Below are 21,752 nucleotides of genomic sequence, written 5' to 3' on the forward strand. Positions count from 1 at the left end.
TAATCATGCATAGAGGCCATGGACAATCAGGTTTTACATTAATTGAAATTCTGGTATCCATGGCCTTAGCATCTTTACTGCTCTACATGGTTGTGGGAACCTCTTTTTCAAGTCGCCGCAATCTCGATGAAACAATCAATAATATTGAACGCATTATTCGCTTCTCTAGTGATGAAGCAAGCCTTCAAAATAAGTTTATTCGCCTTGGTTTTCCTTTAGAAGAACTTGATCAAAGACCAACTCTTGAAATTGCCCAAAGTAATGACTTTGTTATCGATATTGAGGGTACAAGAAACTTTGATGATTTAACTGAAGAAGAACAAGAAGAGATGAAGTCATCTGGACGCTTCACACCTCTACCAGAGTTTAACGCCGATGACTTTACGCCTAGTGGTGCAGTTAAAATTGTCGCCGTTGGAAGCACCCTGACACAAAAACTCCATACAACGGGAAAACCTTTCGTCTACTTTTACCCGACAGGTGAAAAAGATTCTGTTATAATTATCTTAGCAACAGAAGAAGAAATGGTTGCTCTTTCAACCGAGCCTTACTCTCAAGTAATTAATAGAGAGTACGTAGCACTTGAAGGTGTCAACTTTGGAAACGAAGACTATGTTGAGAAGTTAATTGAAAAAGCAAACGAATTGTATGACGAATGGTTAAGCAACTAAAAAACAACTCTGGTTTCACATTAATTGAAGTTCTTATAGGACTTGCTATATTTGCAGTATTCATTACTGCATATATTACAGCACAAGGTCTAAATATTACAGACTCAATAGAGATGCGCTCAGAGATCACTCTGCGTGAATACGCTGTTAAAAAGGTCAATGAAATAGTGGCCTACCCACCAGAGCTTAAAGAAAGCCTAACTTTAAAAGCTGAAACAGGAAAGTTTGAAGAAAACGAAAATATTAGCTACAGCGTAGAATGGAATAAGTTTATTGTTCCCGATTACGAAAAAATTACAGGTCAAGAAACTCCTGAAGATGGAGATGACAGTAACAACTCTATTCAAAAACAAATTTTTTCAGTTGTTAAAGATAATTTAGAAAAACTAATTTGGCAGGTTCGTGTAACAGTAAAAGACGAAACGACTGAAGAGTCATTTTCATTAAGTACTTGGATCTCAAACGAAAAATACAAAGTTCAAATAAATGGTTTATAAAAGAGATGAAAAGATATTAGCAAATAAAGCTGGCTTCACATTAATCGAAGTCTTAATTGCTATTGCTATTCTTTCATTTCTCATGACGGCCATTTATCAAATTGTCGATAGTAGTGCCACAACAAACGATCGAATAACTTCAGAAGACAGAGAAAGACTTCAATTAGAAATTGGTCTTATGCGAATTCAAAGAGACCTCGAGTTAATCCACTCTCCTCTATATTTTGAATCACAAAAGTCAGAAGATAATAAATTATTTGCTAAGACATATCAGCAAAGCCAGCGCTCAAGTACTTCAGGCTCACAACTTGGAAGTGGACAACCTGGTTCACAAACACAAGGCCAGAGTCAGTCTCAAACTCAGAACACGAATCCTCCAGTGATGACTTCTCACCTCTATCAAAATAAGAACTTTGATAATTTATCATCTAGTAATATTCCGATCCCTATTCTTATCAATGAAGAGAAAGGCTCGCTAATTTTTATGACTTCTGCAAACCGAAGACTTATAAAAAACTCAAAGCAGTCTAATTTGATTTGGGTTCGATATCGCGTTGTAACAACTGAAACATCAGGAGTTGATGAAGAAGAAAAGAATAAAGAAGCTCCTTACTCATTAACTAGAACAGTAATTTCACAAAACCTCTATGATACAGAGCTAGATTGGGAAGATGCAAAAGAGTACGCTGTCATTAATAACTTAAGGGATTTTTACTTTGAGTTTTATAGCCCAGAAAAAGAAAAGTTTGTTGCATCATTAAAAGAATTAAATAAGTTAAGAAATACGCCAAGACTAATAAAACTGAACCTAGACTACGTTTCAAAAAATGGCGATGAATTTGAGATAGAAAGAACAGTAAGAGTCCTATGGCCTACGTTTGATACAACTGAAGATTTAAAAGAGAAATATGAAGTCAAAAAATAGCACTTTTAACATTATATTAAAGAACAATTCCGGTATTGCTATTATCATGGTAACAACGGCGGTTGCTATCTTGACTGTTCTCTTGGCACAATTTACTTATGAGACAAAGCTTAACAAAATTCGCATTGAGCACCAAGTTGATAAGGCCCAAGCAAAGCTAAATGCTGAAGCAGGTCTACAATATGCTCTTTCAATTCTAAAAGTGTATCGTGAAGCATGGAATAAATTAGAAGATAATACTTCACTTCAAAATACTATTTCAAAAAGTGATATTGAAGCGATTGCGACACAGCCATTTATGATTCCAATTCCGACAACTGGAGAGATGTCGGCCCTACAAAAGAATGCGATTGCTGAGTTTGAAGATGAATCATTCATTCAGGGGACTCTTTCAGTTAGCTTAAAATCGATTACAGGATTTCTAAACCCTAATACACTAAGAGTTATTAAGCCAATCAATCAAAATGCCAATAGCTTTTCTCAGAGCAGCTCATCACAACAAGGAAGTGGCCAGTCACTAAAGCCACATGAGTTTATGGAAAAAACTTTTATTGAAATGCTTGAGAAAACTTTTAGAGAAGAGATTGAAAATAGTGAAACATTCGCTCTACACTACTCGAATTTAGATCCCAGGTTACTAGTAAAAGAATTGAAATATTACGTATCTGGAGAAAATGATTACGATGAGCCTGAGAAGGCCGATATTCAAAGAACTTATCAAAATGAGGGAATTGAAGCAAAACATGCAGCATTTGAGACAACAGACGAGCTCTACTCTCTAGCTGGCTGGGATGATGAAATCGTAAACTTAATTAAAGACCGTATTAGCATTCACAACGTATCTGTAATTAACGTCAATGAAATCACTCTTAATCAATTAAAAGTTCTCTTTCCAGAAATGTCAGATGTGGCACTTGAAGAGTTTTTTAAATACCGTGACGGAGATGAAGAGTCAGGTATTACGGCAACACCTTTTAAAACAGAAAAGGACTTTAAAGCTCTTCTCACGGGGCGAATTGGTGCCATCGATGCAAGTGAATATGATAAGAGAATTAAAGAGTTTGCAGATGCTGACATTGTTATTGGAACTGGTGGAAAATTATTTAAACTTGAGTCCATCGGCACTTATGGAAACTCTACCTATAAGTTGACTGCTTTTATCGACTTACCAATCAAGCCTCAATCACCTTCAACAAACTCACAAGGACAAACTGGTTCACTCAATCAAGGCTCTAATAATGGCCAAGTAAATAACCAAGGAACAAACCAGACTACTCAAGGTCAGCAGCAACAAAATGAAGAAAGTAAATACTATCTTCTAAGGCCAAGAGTTGTAGAAATCCGTACATACTAACTTCCCTCCTTTTGCATGGCAAAATTTTCATTATAAAAAGTAACAGCAAAGTTATTGAAATTTGGTAAAATAAATTTATGAGCATTTTAGTTATTGACTGTGGTACGTACAGTATCAAATTTATTGAAGGCCGAGTTCAAAAGAAGAAATTCATCGTTGAAGAGTTAGAAGAGATTCTACTTGAAGATGTTAGAGGGCCAAATGAAATTGATATCTCTATTCATGAGTTACAACAAAGAATTATTTCTGGATACCTCCAGGATCAAAACTTCCATGGAAGAATTATCACTCAATTACCAAATGAGTTCTTAACAAATCGCTATCTTGATTTGCCAGCAAAGAATAAAAAAGATGCTGAGCTTATGATCCCTTTTCAACTTGAAGAGGATCTTCCTTTTAATATTATTGATACTCACTATATTGTGAATCTCTATAAGAAAATTAATGGGCAATTTTCTGCTATTGTACAAATTGCAGAAAAGAATGTTTTTGCAACATATCGCAATTTCCTACAAGCCTATCATACAGTACCTTCTAACCTAACTTCCGAGTTAAGTGTTTATCAAAGTTTCGTTGAAGAAAAGAAAATCGAATCAAATGTATGTATCTTAGATATCGGTCACGAAACAACTAAGGCGTATCTTGTTTATAATGGAATTATTTATACACACCATATTTCATACGTTGCAGGTGCCGCAATTGATGAGGCGATCTCTAAAACTTATGACATTGGGCCAAGTGAAGCGCGTATCTTCAAGCATGAAAATAGCTTCTTTTTAACAAAGTCTCAGCTTGATAGTGTTACAAAAGAGCAACAAGATTTCGCACTGATGATGCATCAAACATTTAAGGATCTACTGTCACAAATTGATCGTTGGCTTCTAGGCCATCGAGTAAAGACGGGTCAAAGTATTGAGCATATTTACCTTACTGGTGGAAGTGCAAATATTAAAAATATTGATAATTATATTACTGAAAGATTAAAAGTTAGTGTTTCTCAATTTATGTCACCGGGTCTTGAGAAGATGGTATCAACACACGAGTACAATGCCCTCACGCTTGGTTACACAATGGGTGCGACTAATGCTTTCAAAGAACCAGCAAAGAATTTCTTTACTAAAGAATTTGCCTCGGCCCTAAAAGATGGAATCAAACTAGAAAATACAATTTTTTCTTTTTATCGTGTTGCAATTGTTTGTCTCATTATAATTGCAGGCCTTCTCGTTGAATCATTCTATTTCATAAACAATGACATAAAGACAACTAACCGTGAAATAAGACAACTTATTAAAACAAGTGATCTAAATTTAACAAGAAAACAAACTGCTTACTTAAGAAAAAGACCAGAAAGACTTCAAAAGATTGTTGAGCGTAAGAACAAGGCAATTAATATCGATTTAGAAGTATTAGAAAGTGTCCCTACTTCAAGTGCACTTAAAAACCTTCACACAGTAACTGAAGCAATTAAAAGAAATACTCAAGTTTCATTAACAAAGTATCGTGGTGACCTCACTAGCGGTTATGCTGAATTCAACACAAAGACGCAACGAGATCGCGACCAACTCATTAAGGTTCTAAAAAAATTAAATGTTAACGAAGCAAATATAGACGAGTCAAAACAAAGTAGCGTAATCATTAGCTTTAAAGGCAAATAGAATATGAGTGATAAAAGTTTATTTAAAGAAATTGATATTGCAATTGATAAGCAAATTGAAGAAGCAAGATCATCTAACTTCTTTCAATCAACAGCTGATCAATTAAGAGCATTTTCCGAAACAGAACAAAGAATTATCAATCAATTCTTTTCTGCTGTAACTCTTATTATCCCTATTCTACTTTTGGCCGGTGTCTTTATTTTTAGAACGATTCAAAAAAATGAATTAACGACAAGACTGGAGCTTAAAGATTCAATCATTAGTTTTAAGGAAGGAAATGTTCAACTTAAAACTCAAGAAGGTGGAATAATATCTGATGCAAAGATCTATGAAAAGCCGGACTTTGTACAAATGTTAAGTAACTCTCTAACTCGTTTTGATATCGAATCTAATCAAGTCTCTGTTGATGGTTTTAGTCGTTCAAACCTTGGTGGCTCTATTAGTAGAATTGAAACAAATCTTATGATTAACAAATTTACAAATAAGGCCCTCGTAGGTCTACTCAATGAATTACATAGACGCTTCAAAGTAATTATTACAGAAGTAGAATTAGAACGTACGAAAGACACAAAATTTGTCTCAGGTAAGTTTACTTTTGAGTTTTATACGAAGGCCGATTAATGCAAGAAACGATGAGTAAGAACGAAAATAATATACAAGAAGAAACTTATAAGCTTAATAAGAAAACAATATTTCTTATTATTGTCCTTTCCTTCTCTTCAGTCATTATAGGATTTTTAGCAAACTTCTCTTTTGAAGATAAAATATATGGGCTATTACAAAGTGGCCTAAAAAAGAATCGCCAGTGTCCAATATTCTATAAGAAAGCACAATTAAGTTACTTCTTACCTGGCCTAGAGTTGTCAGGGCTTGAAGTTTCTGGACGCTGCTTACGTACACCAGATGCTCTAACGATAAAATCTGCTAACGTATCACTTGGTCTTCCAAGTGTCGCTCCTATTGGAATTAGCTTTTCTTCTAAAATCGATAAAATCAATGGTTTTGATAGTACATTGAATATTAAATCAATTCATAACTTCTCTACTCAGTATCTAAAATTAGAAGAGACAAGAATTAATCTGGAATCACTTAGACCAATGCTGGGTCCAGTTTCAATCAATGGAAATATCGATATAGAGGCCCTTGTTAGCACTGATTTAAAAGCACTTAAAGATCTCGATATATATCTACGTTCAAAAGACTTAGTTATACCATCACAGATCATTCAAAGTTTTGAAATTCCAACTTTAGCAATTAATAACCTATCTTTAAAAGCATCATCTGATGGTGGACCAATTGAGATAAAAGAGCTTATTCTTGGAACTCAAGACTCACCTATCCGTGCTAAGGCCAGTGGGATTATTGACCTGGATAAAATCAATATTAAAAGATCGAAGTTAGAGATTGAAGCACAAGTTAAGTTCTCTCCAGAATTTATTGAACAATTTGCTATTTTGAATCTTATTTTAGGAAACGGTCAACCAGACGAACAAGGCTTCTATCATATGAGAATTAACGGTACTCTTGGAAACCCTGGAACACCAATTATCGTAAAGCCATAGTCCATAGTTCTAGTTGACTACTAAGACAAATTAGAGCATCTTTAATCGATGCAAACGACGAATAATCTGGATATAAAAAACGCAAGGCAGCATATCGAAGCTGACCTAAAAGAGCTAATAGAAAAACATAGTTATCAAAATTTTTTCCATGAAATTTATGACTATTCTCTTCTTCCTGCTGGTAAGTTATTTCGCCCTCTCCTGGCATATGCAACGGCCATGGACTTTGGTATCAATTTAGACAATAAAGATGCACATAATTCAATTAAGAGCTTCTCGTGCGCATTAGAAATCCATCACACATATACACTTATTCATGATGACATGCCATGCATGGATGACGACCAATATCGTCGCGGTAGACTTTCGACACACGCAAAATTTGGTCAGTGGCAGGCCTTATTGGCCGGAGATGCACTCCACGGATTAAGCTTTAATCTTATTAATAAAATTAAATGTAATAATAAATATGAAATATTAAATTATGCTCACTGGTGTCTAGGAGCAAAAGGACTAATCCTTGGCCAGGCCCTAGACCTTGATCACCAAATGACTGAAAGTTTTGAGAATCTCGTTCTTACGCATAAACTTAAAACGGCCAGACTCATTCAACTGGCCATTGTTGGAGCATATCTCCAAACAGAGAATACGACATTTCAACAGGCCAAAGCACTTCACCGACTAGGTCATCATATGGGAGTTGCATTTCAACTTCTAGATGATTTATGTGAGCTAGAAGATGAAAAACTTAGTGAGCATGAATCAGTAGTAAACCCATGGCTTACAAGACAAACTCAATGCTTTAATGAGTTAAAACGTAATTTAGAATATCAAAAACATTTCTTCGAAAAATATGGCTGTGAAAACTTAAGATTTGTCTATGGACAATACTTAGGGAAGATACTCTCAATAATAGAAAATAGTAAAGAGACGATCATCTCTCATCTATCGCAACTCAAGAATGAAGAGGATGTAGAGACGGCCCAAGCCGCCTCATTAGATCCAATTATTTCTTTGTTGAATACTTTGACTCTTTAGGTTCAATTCTTTCAGAATGCCACGTGCCTGTTCAAGCTTATCGAGATCAATATCAAAGTTTGCCATTTTAGACTTTACAGCTTTAATTGGCTTATTTGATCTTGCTACAACTTTCTTAGGCTTAGTTGCTTTTTCTAGATCAAGCTTTCCATTTAGGACTAGCTTGGCCTTATCAATTGATAATTTATTATCAAAAAGCAATGACTTAATCTTTGCAAGAATTTGGATATCTTTTTGTTCAAATAACTTTTGTCCAGTCGATGAAACAAGGGGTGAAACTTCTTCAAATTCACTTTCCCAGAATCTTAATACATACGGCTTTACACCGACGATCGTACAAACTTCATCTAATTTAAAAAGTGATTTTTGTGGGATATCTAAGTTCTCTAACATTGATTAAAATCCATTGAATTCATTTTCATCATCTTTACTATCATCATTATTTAAGAAAGAGCTAAGCGCTTGTGGCTTACCTTCCTTAGGAGCAATAGAAGTATCTTCCTTACCCTTTTCATCAATACGATGAGCATAACGTCCAGTGATGTCTTCTTTTAGTACTTGAGATGGTTTGAACGTAAGAACACGTCTAGCAGAAATCTCCATCGCCTCACCTGTCTGAGGGTTTCGCCCCACACGAGACGCCTTATCGCGAATTGAGAAATTTCCAAAACCAGAAATTTTCACCTTTTCACCACGTGCTAAAGTGTCTTTAATTACCTTAAACACTAGATCAACTAGGTCAGAAGCTTCCTTTTTAGAAAACCCTGCTTCCTTGTAAACTCGTTCAACTATATCAGCTTTGGTCAAGCTCATTGCATTCCTCCATGAATCAAAAGAACCTATATATATTAATAGGTTAGCAGAATTATGAATATTTCACAAAAAAAATTTTATGGGAAATATATTTCATTTTAATAACTTAGACATTTTTAGAGTAAAGCGATCATTTCCCTACTTTAAGAATTTCTTAAGTTGTCTTACTAAACAACTATTATGTAATATGTATATATCAACTTCTTCTTGTCAAATTGGCGTATTGACATGAACAATCCCCAGCATAGGTTCCGCACTCTTGCTGGGGATTTTTTTTATTCATTTTCGAGATGATTACTTAGACTTCTTTTTAACGGCCTTTTTCTTTGCCTTCTTCTTTCCAAGCTTTTCTTGATCCTTAGCAATTTTCTTTAGAACCTTCTGCTTCTCTTGATCTTTTTTCTTGATCCAATCAGTCAACTTAGTATCAACATCGTTTAGCTCTTCGATTAACTTCTTGGCAATTAATTTTGGAGACTTTGCGATTTTTGTATACTCGGCCAGCTTCTTCGTTTCATCTTTAACCATGAGCTTACGCTTTTCTACTTCATCTTTTGTCATACGATAAATAGGCATATCTGCAAGGTAATCAGAGTAGACATATTTCTTCTTCTCTAGATACTCAACAAATGACTTTCTGTTTTTTGACTTTGTCGCCTTTTCGTATTCTTTATTCTTAATAAATTTGATGATCTCATTATTTTTTGTAATTGAATCTTTAAGATCTTCACAAAGAAGTTCATATCGACGCTTAACGACCTTAAGTCTTTCTTGCGTAAAGATCTCAATAATCTCTTCAGCACGCTCAAAGATCTTAACTCCTCTTTCAGAAATAAGAGTATAGTTTGGAGATAGTGAAGATGTTACTCCAATTGTGTCAGTAACTTCTTTTAGCGTTACTTCCTGGCCTTTTTTGAAAAGTAATTCAATATTAATTTCGTTATCAACTGATGCATCAACGAAGTCTTTTATAAAACCACTATCGATAAACTTCGTTAAGTGACGATAGATCTTTTTTGCATCATAACCACGTGGCAATTCAGTAATAAAAAACTTTCCGCCTTTTTCTTCGATAGACATATCAAAGGTTAGCTTTCCAGTTTTCTTATCTTCATGAATTGGAAGTGAATAATTGTGCACATAAGGCTTCATCTTACGAGGTTTTCCTTTTTCTACACAATGGATCATCGATCGGATAACATCCTTATGGTGAAAACTTGGAATCATTGAAGAAAAACCAGTTCCAATCCCCTCTGCTCCATTAAGTAGCATAATTGGAAGCTTTGGTAGAAGCCCTACTGGCTCCATTGTTCTCTCATCATAATTAGGAACCATTTCAACTTGGTTCATATCATCAAATAAAAGAATTTCAGAAAACTTTCCTAACTTACACTCAATATACCTTCCGGCCGCTGGATCGGTTTCCATACGTTCTCCGAAGTACCCTTTCTTATCGATAAGAGGGTAATTATTTGAGAACGTATAATCTTGTGCCATGTTAACAATGGCAGATTCAATCGATGCAGGTCCGTGTGGGTGAAGAGTTAGAACTAATCCCGTTGCAGCTGATACTTTTAAAAGCCCCTTTGATTGATTTTTCCAAAGAGTATATAAAATCCTTCTCTGTCCTGGTTTTAGGCCGTCTTGTAGATAAGGGATGGCACGATCCATTAAGGTATAGATCTGATATGTGCGGTATTCATCTCTTACAATATCTTCTAAATTAATAGACTCAAGTGAGTGAAGATAAGTTTCTTGCATTATTTATTTCCTTCCTAATACTTTTTTAATCAAGATAATCAATCATATCTGCTAGGCTTGAGCCCGCTTTTTTACCAACTGCTTTCTTTGCTTTCTTCTTGGCCTTTTTAGCAGTTTTCTTTGCTGCTTTTTTTGCAGTTTTCTTTGCTGCTTTTTTTGCAGTTTTCTTCTTTGCCGTCTTTTTTGCCGTCTTCTTCGCTACTTTCTTTGCTGCTTTTTTGGCAACTTTCTTTGCTGCTTTTTTAGCAGGCTTTTTCTTAGCAGGGGCCTTTTCTTGCTCTTCGATAACTTCAGACATGATCTCAGACTCGGCTTCATCTAATAGAAGGTCCTTTCTTAAGTTTGTGTCTTTACCAAAGCAGATATTTAACATTTCTTTAGCTTTAGCATTATTATCAATTGTTATCTTTGTGTACTCATCTTTTGAGAGAACGTACTTCCAAGCTTCAGGAGACATCTCCCCTAGCCCTTTATTTCGGTGAATCATTTTAATCTTAGCTTCACCTGAATCTCTAAATTGATCTAATTCTTTCTCTGACTCAAAATAAAGTGTCTTCTTATCAGTGATAACCTCAAAAAGAGGTGCCTTTGCAATCTGAATAGCACCCATCTCGAATAACTCCGGCCAAAATTGGTAGAAGAAATTCGTTAAGAGTGTATTAATATGGCCACCATCAACATCTGAGTCGGCCAGGAAGACAATACTAGAATAACGAAGTTTCTTTGGTTCAACTTCTTGACCTAGGGCCAGGCCAATTGAGGCCATAATATCTGAAAATTCTTGGTTATTTAGAATATCTTTAATACCTGCTTGTGCAACGTTCATTGGCTTACCTCGAAGGGCAATCCCTCCTTGATAAAGCTTATTACGAGCAGATCTTAAACCACCAATTGCTGAATCTCCCTCACAAATGAAAAGAGTACAAAGATCGCGCTTCTTTCTCTCGTTGGCATCAAGAAGTTTTTCAACTCTTTGCCTTTTTTGCTTACGGGCCTTCTTAGCGGCTTCTTTTAGAACTTGGTACTTATGACGAGACTTACCTCTTTCAAGAACAACTTCTAGATAGTCCTTATTCTTTCTCATAAATTTATCAATATTCTTACCCATGAATTCTTCAAGGGCCTTTTCAAGATGTGTATCACGTACAAGCTTACGCTTTGTTTGCGACTCAAACCTTGGGTTTGGCATTGTAATACCAAGGACAAAAGTAAGACCTGAGAGAACATCGTTATCAACTAGCTTGATTTTTTCTTTCTTAGCTTGTCTCTCTAACTTATCTTTTATGGCATTGATAAAGATACGACGAACTCGATCATGGTGGAAACCACCATCATAAGTAGGTGTAGAGTTTACAAATGAAATAAACCTTTCACGCTCTTCACTACTTTTATCAATACAGAATGAAAGAGACATGTCGATACGTCCCTTTACCTTTTTCTTCTTTGTATTTACTGTTTCATAAACATATGAATGAACACCAAAGTCATGAGCATTTTCTTCGTCAATACGTTGTGAAAGCTCAAATAGTCCTTTAGTGAAGTGATACTTTTCACCGTTAAAGTAAAAAGCAAGACCTGGATTATTATAAGCAAGGTCGATAATACGCTTTCTTAAAAGGTCCTCATCAATTTTATTATCTTTATAAACTTCCTTGGCAAGAGTAACCTGAATCGATACCCCAGAAGCACCTTTAAACTTTTTAGGCTTTGTTTGTGTTATCTTCAGAGCACCATCGATAAACTTCGTTGTCTGCTCTTTTTTAGAGTTATAGTGTTTAATTGTTACATTGAACTCATCGGCCGTTAAACATGTAGCAGCTGCACCAAGACCATTTTGTCCCAATGTTCTGTGAAGAAAACCTTTTTCGTCAGTTTCTTCATCTTTAAACTTAGAACCTGTTCTAAATTCAGAATAAACCTGTTTAACCTTATCCAGTGGAAAACCGATTCCATTATCTGCAACAGTTACCGTCTTTCCATCTTCACTTAATGAAGTGTGAACCTCTGTAACGTGGCCACGATAATACTCATCGATACAATTATCTAGTAACTCTTCTATTGCTTTAGACTTGGCCTGGTGAAACTTAACTGTCTGAAAATCAACAGATTTATCACCATAGACATAAGTCTCTAAGTCTTCAATATCGTTGGATCCGAAAACGAGAGTGATACGATTTCGACAGTGCCATCTTTGATCTTTACTCTCAATGACTGCGTCTTTCGTCTTCCCTTTTCTTTTAACTGACTCAATGCTGCGTCCCATCCTTAACTTTTCCCCTATCTTAGCTTCGTGCTATAATGTAATCAGTATAAAGAATAAGGGAAACTTAAAGGCCTTGAAAGTTACAACGCGTCAACCATTTATAATTACAGCGCTTTTTTGCCAATTATTAGTATTTTCAAATCAGGCCTATGCCTCTGATTTCAAAGGGATTAACCCTGATATTAAGGAAATATTAGTAGATAAAAAAAGAATTTATCGTAAATCCATCGTAAAGACCGAAGGAAATAAACAAAGTTTAGATTACCAAATATATGGCATCCATCCAAACAAGTGCAAGACTGCACTGCGAAAACTTTCTCGTTATGAGAAATTCAATGAATATATTGATCTGGTTAAATTATCTGGCTATTCAGAGAAGAAAAAACAAATCTATCTCTATCTTGATCACACATTAATGCCATTTCCAATGTCTCTAACTTTTAAGATTCCACGTATAAAAAAACCGGGTGTCTATCCCTTCACTTTTGATAAAGGATTCTTAAAAGGATTACGTGGTGAAATAAATGTTAGACAATTAAGCGATGGACGTTGCCTCTTCTTTTCTAAAAGTTTTTGGAAAGGAGAAAAGTCATCAATACCAGATACACTCTTTGAAATGTTTTCCGAAACTTTAGGAGAGCTAGCAATGCAGAAGCTATTTCGTATTTCCCGCAGATTATAAATAGCGTTTACTATTTATTTCTTCTAAAAATATCTTTTCTCTAACTTGCCAGAATCGTTGCTTCTTACGAGCAATTACAAATTTGGGCTTTCTAAAGAACATACGATCTTGAATAACTTTTTCAATATCATCAACTTTATATTTCAAATCACTTCGCTTGAGGTGTTTTTTCACAAAAGCATGATAGAAGGCCATGCGTTGTGACTGAGTATTTAACTGAAAATACTCTTTTAAAGACTCTCCATTTACATCAAAATAACTAACTTCTAGAGATCGTCCTTTCTTACCTTGGTATTGCTTAAAGAACATCTCCTCTACTCGCATTATATGAGCATCTTTAAGCTGCATGGCCTCTTTTAACTTCTTATCTGCATCACGCAACTCATGTTCACAATGGACACAAATATGAGCACTAATATCATTACTTTGCCCGCAATTATCACAGCTTTTAAAGCGAAAGAGAAAGCCACACTCTTGAACGTCCATTGTTACTTCATCAAGATGTATTCCCTGACATTTTCGGCCGTAATGTTCAGTGATATTTCCCTCACTATCCATTTTTCCCCAGAAGATATTTGCATGCCCACAATCCGGACACATCACTTGAACCTCTTGTGTATCACCACTCGGTTTTACTTCCCCAACTTCTGGTTTGAAAATATCGTGATCCAATCCTGTATAGTCTAAAATTAAGCAATCTTGCTTGCCTTCAAAAAGTCTTAGGCCCCTTCCAACGATTTGTTGATAGAGACTGATTGACTCTGTTGGACGAAGAATTGCAATAAGATCCACATGAGGGGCATCAAAGCCTGTGGTTAGAACAGAGACATTCACCAGGTACTTAATTTCTTGATTTTTAAAATGAGTAATTAATAAGTCTCGATCTTCCTGAGGAGTCTCTCCTGTCACGATAGCACTTTCATTTTCAGGTAAATGAGAAAGAACTTCATTGGCATGTTTTACAGTAGAGGTAAAAAGCATAACACCACGACGATCTTTTGCTTCTTGTACAATATGTTTCACAATTCCAGGAGTCACTCGAGCGGAATCTTCTAAAATCTTCTCGATTTCTTGAGTTAGAAAGCGTCCATTATCTCCATTTACTTCTAACTTAGAAAAGTCATAACAAGCAACAGGAGAATCAATCTTAATCGGCCTCGTTAGATAACCATTTTTAATCATATAACTTAATGGTAGCTCATAGAGGCAAAACTTAAAGAATCGTTCTTCATTTGTTCGAAGGATTTCATGGTAATGATAATTATAAATCCACCCCATTCCCAAGCGATATGGTGTCGCAGTTAGGCCCAAGAAGAAAACCTTCTCATTGGCCTTCTTTATCTTTTCAAAAACTTGTTGGTATTGAGTTTCTTTCTCAAGAGAGATGCGATGACATTCATCTATAATTATCAAAGAAAAGTCTTTAAAAAATTTATCGTCCGCTCTGGCCACTGATTGAATTGAACCAAAGATTACTTTATCGTTATAATCTTTTCTCTTCATTGAAGCAGAGAAGATCCCCGCTTTTAAATCATAGGATTCATACTTAGCATGATTTTGTTCAACAAGCTCTTTTACGTGGGCCAATACAAGGACTCTTCCCTTAGCAACTCTTGCAAGTTCAGCAATCACCAGACTTTTTCCGGCACCAGTAGGAAGTACAATGAGAGATGGATCCTTGGTTTTTCGAAAGTGTGAAATAACACGCTCTACAGCTTCAACCTGATAATCCCTGAGCTTAAATTTCATAAATTAAGTTTAGCAAAGAAATAAGACGATGCATATTTACAATTGATAGTTACTTTAGTGATTTAATGAAACTCCAGAAATTGAGCTTTTTGATAGCAGACGAGGGACTACACAAGTAATCGTTGTTCCCTTTCCTACTTCACTTGAAATTTTTACTTCACCATACATTTTTGCAAGAAGGTTCTTAGCAATGATCATCCCCTGGCCATATCCCTTTTCACCTAAAGTTCCTTCTATCTGTTGCACAGTTTCAACATTCATTCCTTTTCCATAATCAATAATGCTGAAAGAAAAACAATCTCCTACTTGCTTTACTTCGACATCAATTTCTGAATAAACAGAAGAATATTTGATGGCATTAAAGAAGTAGTTACATAAGATATTATATAAAAAGACTGATTTATTGATTTGAATAATCTCTTCTTCCACATCAATTTTAAAATTCACCTGAATTTGTTTTCTAGTCAATTGCTCTTGATAGATCTCTTCTAATTCATGAACAATGGCAGAAACCTTTTCATAACTATATTCATTTAAGATGTGGTCCTCATCCATTTCATTTTTTAAAGTATTAGCTGAGATGGTTTGAATAATATTAATATGGTTTGTAAGCTTCTTAACTAACTCTAGTTCTTTTGTATTTTCTAGCTTCTTCTCAAGTCTTTGACATAATAGCTGAGAGGCATAAATAGAGTTATTTACATCGTGGCCCATCGCTCTAACTAGAACGGACTTTTCTTTTAAAGATTGATCCAACATCATGTTTAAGCGCTTTAACTCTTCGTTTTTTCTGTCTGTTTCATCCTTTAGCTCATTAATTAATTTTAAGTACTTTGATCTTGCACCAAAATGAGCACTTCTAGTACGAATATATAGGAAAAAAGAAGAGAAGATATTACTTCCTAATGCAGGCTTTAAAACTAATTTTAAAGAATTAGATGTAATTTCTTCAAATAAAATAACTGCTGATTTTCTTCCAATGATTACAGGAAAATTGCGATAAACCTCGAGATATACTTTAAAAAATATTGGATCAATTTTTTCTTGAGTTTCATTTATTTGCTCTAATATGATCTTTCGATCTCGAAACTCTACCTTTAACTTTATTCCCTTATATAGATAAGGAAGAACTAGCCTCGATTGAAAACGATATAGGTTCTTATGTGAAATGAAGCTAAAAACGAGATTTTTAAATAATGCGATTTCTTCTGAATGAATTCCCTCTATAGCAATAATGTGAACGATTTCTTCATCAGAATAACTCTTGCGTAGCTTTGCGAAGTATTCATTAAGAAAACTTACACTGCTATATTTTTGTTTGTTACCAAAATGTTCTCTGTAGAGCTCGTTGAACTCGTCTCTCTCAATATTGAATTTCTTAAGAGAGCCCATGAGAATATTTGCAACGACACTTGAGATTTGTAAATCGTTCATCATATGTTCTTATCTACCATATAAGTAAGTATAGACAGTTTGATGTGTAAAACATACACATAAAATAGTGGCACACCAAAGTAAACAAAACAAGTTTACTTTGTATATAAAGTATTGAAAACTCAAGATCTAATATAATTATCCCTATGGCCAGCCTTTCCTTACTAAAATAAAATTTATGAATATATCAATGAATATTATTTTAAAAGATGAAATAATGAACTCATCTGTAAACTCATTTTCCATAAATGAGGCCTTTAAGCTTTATATGGATGTATGGAAAAATATATTCACAGAGTACGAGGTATTCCCCTCTGATTCACTATTAAGACAAGATATACATATTTTGCTTTATCACGAAATGAAGCCTATTGGATATTGTGCAATGAGCAAGTACGATTATACTTTGTTAGCTTACCGACATCATTCTTTTTTCACTAATATGCCAAATGAAGTATTAGAGACACTTACGCAACTAGAACTTCAAAAAACATGGAGTGTTGAGCTTTTAACTGTCCACCCTAATTTTAGACAAGGCCATTTCGAAATTGATGTTTATGAAGGCCTAAAGCAAGTACTTATGAATATCATTCGTGATCTTCAAGCAGAACATGTGATCGCACCTATTGTAAAAACAAACCAAGCAAGTTTAAAAGGTCGGGTCCATGGTGAAATCATTATTCAAAATATTATATATAAAAGTTTATTTTGTGATTTTTTACATATGAACTACAAAACTGTTCCAGATATAGAAGATGAAAAGCTAGCAAAAGCAATTAATAGCCTCTATCAACCTTTCAAAGAAAAAATTAAGAGTTTATCTGACAAGGAGAAAATTTATGAGCAAGCTAAAAAAATTAGTTGATAATGAAGTTGCTGAAATGATCGATTTCTTTATGGCAGCGAACTTAGAATCTCGTGAAGTATATGCAAACTGGCTGGCACAAACATATTTTTATACTTCAAGCTCTGAGGATATCCTTCTTTTTTGTGCAGAAAAGAGTAAAAAATCAGATATGGCAAAAAGATGGCTAGAACATGCTGATGAAGAAGCTGGCCATGAGAATTTAGCATTGGGTGATTTAAAACGACTTGGGTTCAAAATAGAAAACTTCATTGAATTTGAAGAAACAAAGCTTTTTTATCAATCACAGTTTTTTCTTGCACAAAAGTATTCTGGAGAAAGTGTCCTTGGATGGGTTCTTATTCTTGAAGCTTTTGCTGCTTCTGTTCCTAAAGAATACATTGATAAGCTCATCTCCATACATGGAAAACCTGCTACGCGATTTATGTTTATTCATTCGAACGAAGATGTTGAACATGTAGAAAAAGCATATCAAGCGGTAGAGAAATTAGATAATTTAGATTTAATTATTGAGAATATAAAAATGACAAAAACGAGGTATTTATCAATGTTAAAAAAATGCAATGAAGCTAAAAATATTGGATTTGAAAAAGCAGCATAAAAATACAAGAAACACCTAGGTCATTCTTTCGAGAAAAACACTTAAGAATGGCCTATATAGAGCTAATTCTTTAAAAAAAGAATATTTGAATAATCATTATCCTCATGAGCAATATTTTTAGATAACTCAACAGATGTACCATTATCTAAACTTGAAGAAATATTTACTTTAAAACCAAGTGCAGCAGCAGTATCCATAATAATACTCATACCATGTCCTGTTCCAGCTTCCCCTTCAGTCCCCTTTGTTGAATCAATAGCACCGCTATTCATCTTTATAAGATCAATTTTTTCTTGTGGGATTCCAACACCAAAATCGATGATTCTTAGATATAATTGGTCTTCAAGAACTTCCGCTGAAAATACTATACTCCCATATTTTTTGGAAAACTTAATTGCATTATACATAATATTTGAGATTAGATTATTTTGAAGAGCTATTTTATTCGTATAAATTTTTAAATTATCATCAATTTTAAAGTCATGAATAATTCGTATACCTTTTTGATGAGCAAGATCTTCATACTCAGTAACAGAGTCTAACAAGAGAGAGTATAAATTAATCTCAGAAAATTCGTAGATTTGATCATGTTTAAAACTTCGACCTTTTGAATTATTAATTATACCTAGAACAGATTTTGAAAAACGATCGATTCGATCTATGGCCTGTTCATAATCCCCTCTTTTTATCTTTTTCTTTGCAAACTCAAGACTTAATAACTTATTGGCTATATCATGATTTAACGTTCTATTACTTAAATTTAGATCCGCATTTAAAGATTCTAATTTTTTTCGATAATTTTCCAATTCAAGATTTTGTTCTTCCAACTGATTAGAGTATTCAATATTTTGCAAGATTAACTCTTTATACTTCCTCTTAGTAAAGAAGAGATTATAAAAGAAATTTGGTAAGCTAAACTTAGCAAATACTGGATTAGAAACAGTATAGATGACTTTATTATCAAGAGTTCTAAACTTTACTCTAGAAGGACTTTTTGCTCCTAAGAAGTTCATTGGAACCGTTCGAAATAGATCAACATACATATTGATAAACTCATGAAAGATCTGATCAGAATGATCAAAAGTAAATATTAAATGAAAGGTGTCTGAACTGATTTTTCTTGAGGACACTTTAACATTTGAATAAAAGATTTTAAATGAAAGCTTCAAGAAGAAATTAAATAATAAGCTATAGCTAACAAAATAAGTTATAGTATCAAAAATAGGCTTGATAACTTTATTTGCGACACCTGTTTCGTTAATAATCTCGGTATAATTTTCGTAACGATTTGCAAAAGCAATTGTAATTAGCTTGAAATCCTCCCAAGAGATTCGTCCTTTTTCATCTGTGAGGCTTTTATCCTGCATAGAAATTTCACACAGAAATTCGTCAACCGAATCCCCCATGGACTTGATCCCATCAAAGTATGCATTTAACGCTTTATTACTGACTTCCAATTAAAAAACTCTCCAAAAATACTTAGAGATATTTTCCATTGAAAAAACGGATCGTGCAACTTACATTTAACAAATTAAATATCTTGATAACAGCGGCGTAATAAATCACCATACTCTCTCTCTAAGAAGTCTAATAGATCTTTTGATGATTTAGGAGCACCATATTCAGCAATGAAATGCTCATAAATCCCTGCTCGATATGAGTCTGGAAAAGTCGTGCCTTTAAGATCGATTCCCTTTCCTTTGATAAAAACGGAACGAGGAGTAAGCTTTAATGAATATTGAGAAACATTTTTTGTATCAACAAAACGAATGTCTCCACTTGGAAATAGCCTATCTTTAATTCTCTTTAGGCCCTTTTTACCAAAGCATCTTTCTTGTTGATAATTGATACCATGATTCATAAGAATATCCTGAATATCCATATTTAAACCAGTGATGATATCAGATGCCGTATAACCAAAGAACTCGTGGGCTGCAACGTGGGCGTTTACCCCTCTAATATTTTTACGAAACCAATTCTCAACATTCTTAAGAGCAATTGCTGAACGACTATTTGAGTTTTTAATTAAAACATCAAAATCCGCATGCATCATTTCATGAAAGACAGTTGATGCTAAGATTGTAAATTGATACTTTTGTCCCATTGGAAAGTCTGAAAGCCCCACAATTCGACTACCGCGCCAATTCTTCTCTCTTAGAACAATTGTATTGGTCTTATCATTATAAGTAGCTTCGGCCCCTGATTTATTCATCATCCACTTTTCAAAGAAGTTAGGTTTACGAATACGCACCTTTTGAGCAACATCATCTAGCCGACCAAGTTTTAATCCATGGCTCTTTTCTAGAGAATTTGAAAATTGGGAAATCGTAGCTGGACTTGCGGCCAACACATAAGTTGTAATAAGTAGAGTAAGTAGTGCTTTCATATCCATAATTACACCTTGAAAAACTTAAAATTACTATTACTGTAAGAAGATATCAGGGCTTAATAGCGAGCACTTATAAAATCACCCTGCTCCAAGTCATCAATTGGTCGATTTGAAAGACTTTTTGTATAAGGAATCTTAACCACAACTTTAGTTCCGCGCTCCAATCTATAAAATTGAACTTCACCACCAATTCGATTAACGATGTAGCATATTATACTCAGCCCCATCCCACTGCCCGTCTCCTTATTTGTCCCTGCACTAGAGCGAACTTTTGAAAAACTTTGAACTGACTTTACGATATCCTCAGGTATCCCCTGTCCGGAGTCGATAATACTGAAGTAGATGAAATGATGGTCTATCACCATAGAAAAATAAACCTTAAGACCAGAGTCAGTAAACTTAAGAGCATTAGATAATAAATTGCCCAGAACAGAATTAACAAGACTCTCCTTGCTTATGGGTAGGGATATTTCTTCTTTCTTTATTGGTGCAGTGGTAATGAATTGCACATTCTTCTCATGAAAACCTTCTTCGTAACGTGAGATAGCGCACTTAAATACATCGACAGGATTGAGTTCATAATAATTATCTTGTCCATCAAACTGCTTTCTCATTTCTTCTTTAAACTTAATAAGCTCTCTAAGTCGATCGTAGGCCCGTTTAACATAGCTTAAACTCTCATCTCGCAATGCTCTAGCAAGGCTTAAGGAGAGGAAGTTTAAATCATTTGAAGTATCGTGAATTACTGACTTATAAATAGCATTAATAAGCTTTAGTTCTTCTTGAAGTTTGTGATCACCTTCTACTTTCTTAGATAATGTTTTAACTAACACTCCCATCATAATGGAGATAAAAGTTAATACTCCAGCACTCCAACCCCAAACAGCAGAGCCAGGAACTTCATAGCTTAAACAAAATGAAAGAGTGACAATGGCAGCAACACTAAAAATTCCAAAATAGAAAATATTTTCTAAATTCGTAAGTCTCTTTCCATAGAAATAAAGAGCATATATACCGGGAGAGAAACTCCCTAAGGCAATAGGAAGAGTATAGTACATTATTTTGGTATTAAAGAGATAAAGGATGCCTCCGGCAACAAGGCCTAAGACAAAGAAGATAGAGATTCTCTTACGATAATACTTTAAACGATTATCTAAAAAGAAATTACTAAGATAATAAAGAGGAACAACCTTTAGACTAAAGAGGATAATATCCATCTCTCTACTTTCAGCAAAAACAAACCTAATTGCATAAAGGAAGAAGTTAATATTTAAGGCCAATTTCAGCTGTGAATAATTAGTTTCTCGATCCAGAGATGCAATGACGTAAGCACTCACAACACATAGTAGTAAGAAGGATAATAAAACTATGTATAACGAGCTCATGCTATCCATTTCTAAAAAATAGCATATTAAAAAAAATGAACAATTTAAGAAAGGATAACTTAACTTAAGATTTTACCGTCCATCCTGGGCATGCGTCCGCTCTCGGCT

20 protein-coding genes are annotated in these 21,752 nt (G+C 34.5%); 11 read left to right on the forward strand and 9 right to left on the reverse strand.

Going from position 1 to position 21,752, the window contains the following annotated elements:
• Positions 1-5: 5 nt before the first annotated feature.
• The 8 genes from DAY19_RS14120 (at position 6) to DAY19_RS14155 (ending at position 7,702) form a co-directional block, all read left to right on the forward strand.
• Complete coding sequence (locus tag DAY19_RS14120; protein WP_115363578.1) at positions 6-671, forward strand: pilus assembly FimT family protein; 666 nt, start codon at positions 6-8, stop codon at positions 669-671.
• Positions 656-1,168 carry a type IV pilus modification PilV family protein gene (locus tag DAY19_RS14125; RefSeq protein ID WP_115363580.1) on the forward strand — a complete coding sequence of 171 codons (513 nt, stop codon included), beginning with the start codon at positions 656-658 and terminating at the stop codon, positions 1,166-1,168. The genes DAY19_RS14120 and DAY19_RS14125 overlap by 16 nt, the downstream gene beginning before the upstream one ends.
• Positions 1,158-2,093, forward strand: coding sequence for a PulJ/GspJ family protein (locus DAY19_RS14130; protein ID WP_115363582.1), 936 nt, complete (start codon positions 1,158-1,160; stop codon positions 2,091-2,093). Before DAY19_RS14125 ends, DAY19_RS14130 begins: the two co-directional genes overlap by 11 nt.
• Positions 2,077-3,447, forward strand: coding sequence for a type II secretion system protein GspK (locus DAY19_RS14135; RefSeq protein ID WP_115363584.1), 1,371 nt, complete (start codon positions 2,077-2,079; stop codon positions 3,445-3,447). Before DAY19_RS14130 ends, DAY19_RS14135 begins: the two co-directional genes overlap by 17 nt.
• A 77-nt stretch (positions 3,448-3,524) precedes the next feature.
• The gene (pilM, locus tag DAY19_RS14140; RefSeq protein ID WP_115363586.1) at positions 3,525-5,102 is read left to right on the forward strand and encodes a pilus assembly protein PilM; all 1,578 of its coding nucleotides are present in this window, start codon (positions 3,525-3,527) and stop codon (positions 5,100-5,102) included.
• Positions 5,103-5,105: 3 nt separating this feature from the next.
• Positions 5,106-5,723, forward strand: a complete 618-nt coding sequence (locus DAY19_RS14145; RefSeq protein ID WP_115363588.1) for a hypothetical protein — start codon at positions 5,106-5,108, stop codon at positions 5,721-5,723.
• On the forward strand, positions 5,723-6,664 hold the full coding sequence (gene gspN, locus DAY19_RS14150) for a type II secretion system protein GspN (RefSeq protein WP_115363590.1): 942 nt from the start codon (positions 5,723-5,725) through the stop codon (positions 6,662-6,664). Before DAY19_RS14145 ends, gspN begins: the two co-directional genes overlap by 1 nt.
• A 48-nt stretch (positions 6,665-6,712) precedes the next feature.
• The gene (locus DAY19_RS14155) at positions 6,713-7,702 is read left to right on the forward strand and encodes a polyprenyl synthetase family protein (RefSeq protein ID WP_115363591.1); all 990 of its coding nucleotides are present in this window, start codon (positions 6,713-6,715) and stop codon (positions 7,700-7,702) included.
• Here the strand turns inward: DAY19_RS14155 and DAY19_RS14160 are convergent.
• The 4 genes from DAY19_RS14160 to DAY19_RS14175 form a co-directional block, all read right to left on the reverse strand.
• A complete protein-coding gene (locus DAY19_RS14160) occupies positions 7,661-8,095 on the reverse strand; it encodes a MerR family transcriptional regulator (protein WP_115363594.1) in 435 nt (144 codons plus the stop codon). The two genes, DAY19_RS14155 and DAY19_RS14160, sit on opposite strands and share 42 nt — an antisense overlap.
• A gap of 3 nt (positions 8,096-8,098) precedes the next feature.
• Positions 8,099-8,509 (reverse strand): integration host factor subunit alpha, encoded by a 411-nt coding sequence (locus DAY19_RS15465; protein WP_115363751.1) that lies wholly within the window; start codon positions 8,507-8,509, stop codon positions 8,099-8,101.
• Positions 8,510-8,809: 300 nt separating this feature from the next.
• On the reverse strand, positions 8,810-10,276 hold the full coding sequence (locus DAY19_RS14170; RefSeq protein WP_115363596.1) for a DNA gyrase subunit A: 1,467 nt from the start codon (positions 10,274-10,276) through the stop codon (positions 8,810-8,812).
• Between the two features lie 25 nt (positions 10,277-10,301).
• Positions 10,302-12,539, reverse strand: coding sequence for a toprim domain-containing protein (locus DAY19_RS14175; RefSeq protein WP_115363598.1), 2,238 nt, complete (start codon positions 12,537-12,539; stop codon positions 10,302-10,304).
• A gap of 73 nt (positions 12,540-12,612) precedes the next feature.
• Between DAY19_RS14175 and DAY19_RS14180 the strand changes: the two genes are divergently transcribed.
• A complete protein-coding gene (locus tag DAY19_RS14180; protein ID WP_115363600.1) occupies positions 12,613-13,221 on the forward strand; it encodes a hypothetical protein in 609 nt (202 codons plus the stop codon).
• On the opposite strand, the gene DAY19_RS14185 is transcribed toward DAY19_RS14180, so the two are convergent.
• Both DAY19_RS14185 and DAY19_RS14190 read right to left on the reverse strand, forming a co-directional pair.
• On the reverse strand, positions 13,216-14,970 hold the full coding sequence (locus DAY19_RS14185; protein WP_115363601.1) for a DEAD/DEAH box helicase: 1,755 nt from the start codon (positions 14,968-14,970) through the stop codon (positions 13,216-13,218). The genes DAY19_RS14180 and DAY19_RS14185 overlap by 6 nt on opposite strands.
• Before the next feature lie 54 nt (positions 14,971-15,024).
• Positions 15,025-16,407 (reverse strand): sensor histidine kinase, encoded by a 1,383-nt coding sequence (locus tag DAY19_RS14190; RefSeq protein WP_115363603.1) that lies wholly within the window; start codon positions 16,405-16,407, stop codon positions 15,025-15,027.
• A gap of 187 nt (positions 16,408-16,594) precedes the next feature.
• On the opposite strand from DAY19_RS14190, the gene DAY19_RS14195 reads away from it, so the two are divergent.
• Together DAY19_RS14195 and DAY19_RS14200 are read left to right on the forward strand one after the other, a co-directional pair.
• Positions 16,595-17,269, forward strand: coding sequence for a calponin homology domain-containing protein (locus DAY19_RS14195; RefSeq protein WP_115363605.1), 675 nt, complete (start codon positions 16,595-16,597; stop codon positions 17,267-17,269).
• Positions 17,244-17,870, forward strand: coding sequence for an iron-containing redox enzyme family protein (locus DAY19_RS14200; protein ID WP_115363607.1), 627 nt, complete (start codon positions 17,244-17,246; stop codon positions 17,868-17,870). The genes DAY19_RS14195 and DAY19_RS14200 overlap by 26 nt, the downstream gene beginning before the upstream one ends.
• 62 nt (positions 17,871-17,932) lie before the next feature.
• Here DAY19_RS14200 and DAY19_RS14205 read toward each other — a convergent pair whose 3' ends face one another.
• From DAY19_RS14205 to DAY19_RS14215, 3 genes are all read right to left on the reverse strand, one after another.
• Positions 17,933-19,327: a sensor histidine kinase gene (locus DAY19_RS14205; RefSeq protein WP_115363609.1), complete on the reverse strand. Its 1,395-nt coding sequence runs from the start codon at positions 19,325-19,327 to the stop codon at positions 17,933-17,935.
• A 74-nt stretch (positions 19,328-19,401) separates the two neighbouring features.
• Positions 19,402-20,262 carry a hypothetical protein gene (locus DAY19_RS14210; RefSeq protein WP_115363611.1) on the reverse strand — a complete coding sequence of 287 codons (861 nt, stop codon included), beginning with the start codon at positions 20,260-20,262 and terminating at the stop codon, positions 19,402-19,404.
• 53 nt (positions 20,263-20,315) lie between these two features.
• Positions 20,316-21,596 carry a sensor histidine kinase gene (locus DAY19_RS14215; protein WP_158536923.1) on the reverse strand — a complete coding sequence of 427 codons (1,281 nt, stop codon included), beginning with the start codon at positions 21,594-21,596 and terminating at the stop codon, positions 20,316-20,318.
• Positions 21,597-21,752: the final 156 nt, after the last annotated feature.

Origin of the sequence: Halobacteriovorax vibrionivorans, from assembly GCF_003346865.1 — a bacterium.
Classification (GTDB): domain Bacteria; phylum Bdellovibrionota; class Bacteriovoracia; order Bacteriovoracales; family Bacteriovoracaceae; genus Halobacteriovorax_A; species Halobacteriovorax_A vibrionivorans.